Origin of the sequence: Mesorhizobium tianshanense, from assembly GCF_007830515.1 — a bacterium.
Classification (GTDB): domain Bacteria; phylum Pseudomonadota; class Alphaproteobacteria; order Rhizobiales; family Rhizobiaceae; genus Mesorhizobium; species Mesorhizobium tianshanense.
In genome coordinates this window covers 1-1,254 of sequence record NZ_VLKT01000156.1, presented here as the reverse complement: position 1 = coordinate 1,254, position 1,254 = coordinate 1, and the positions used below count along the sequence as shown (strand labels likewise).

At 63.5% G+C, this 1,254-nt stretch carries 2 protein-coding genes; both read left to right on the top strand.

Annotated elements, in window-relative coordinates; all coding sequences use genetic code 11:
- Positions 1–966, top strand: a 966-nt coding sequence (locus IQ26_RS39015; RefSeq protein WP_145723597.1) for an ABC transporter permease, incomplete at its 5' end; no start/stop codon positions are given.
- A 4-nt stretch (positions 967–970) separates the two neighbouring features.
- The coding region (locus tag IQ26_RS39010) for an ATP-binding cassette domain-containing protein (RefSeq protein ID WP_145723596.1) at positions 971–1,254 on the top strand (284 nt) is incomplete at its 3' end.

Genomic DNA, 1,254 nt, shown 5'->3' with positions numbered 1-1,254 from the left:
ACCAATGGGCCGTTCGCCGAATCGTCGCGTATTCCGGGCGACACCAGGGAACTGGTCAGCCGGGTCTATGGCGTGCAGCGCGCCGGGTCTGTCACCTATCAATCGGTTCAGACCGAGCTGAACGGCGCGCCACACCGCCTCTTTCTGATCGGCTTCGAGCCCGGCAGGCCCGGCGGACCGCGCCAGCTCTCGGCCGGCCGCGACATCTTGCGCGGCCACTATGAGATGATCGTCGACCGCTCCGCCGGCCTGGCGCTGGGTCAGGAGGTTCTGCTGGGGACCCGTGATCACAAATTCTCCATTGTCGGCCTGATGCGGAACGAAGTCACATCATCCGGCGATCCCGTCGCCTATATCACCTTGCGCGACGCGCAAGCGCTCCAGTTCGAACTCGCACCCCCGGCCTCGCGGCGCGAGCAGGCGCGCGGGGGATCCATGGAAACCAACGACCAGATCAATGCCGTCATCGCCAAGGTGTCGCCCTATGTTCCTGTCGCCGAGACCGCTGCGGCGCTCTCGCGGTGGAAACACCTAACGGCGCTCACGCAGGCCCAGCAGGAAACCCTGCTGAGCAAGTTCGTGATTGAAAAGGCGCGCAAGCAGCAGCTTCTGATCATGGTTCTGCTGGTCATCGTGTCGGCCGTCATCATCGCGCTGATCATCTACACGATGACCATGGACAAGGTGCGCTCGATCGCCACGCTCAAATTTGTCGGAGCGCCGGATCGCACCATCATCGGCCTCATCGTTCAGCAATCCCTGTCACTGGGGATCACCGGCTATGCTGCCGGCCTCGCGCTTGTCTTTACCTTCAGGCCCTTTTTCCCGCGGCGGCTCGTGTTCGATCCAGAGAGCGTAGTGGCCGTATTCGCGATCACGATCGTGGTCTGCCTTGCCGCGAGCACCCTGGGCATTCGGCTCGCGCTGAAAGTGGACCCCGCGGAAGCGCTCTCGGCGGCAGGGTAGAATCATGACCGAGCCAGGCAGACAAGCGGTCGTATGCGTCGAGCACCTCTCCAAGCATTTCGGTTCGGGAAGTGCGCGGGTCGACGCGCTGGTCGATATCAACATGGAGGTCTTTCCCGGCCAGGTCGTCGGCCTGATGGGGCCGAGCGGTTCGGGCAAGACCACGCTGCTCAACTGCATGGCCTGCATCCTGGAGCCGAGCGGCGGCCGGCTCACGCTCGACGGCGAAGCCGTCTATGACGACCAATGGCTCAAGGCAGATCTGCGTCGGTTGCGGCTCGACAAGAT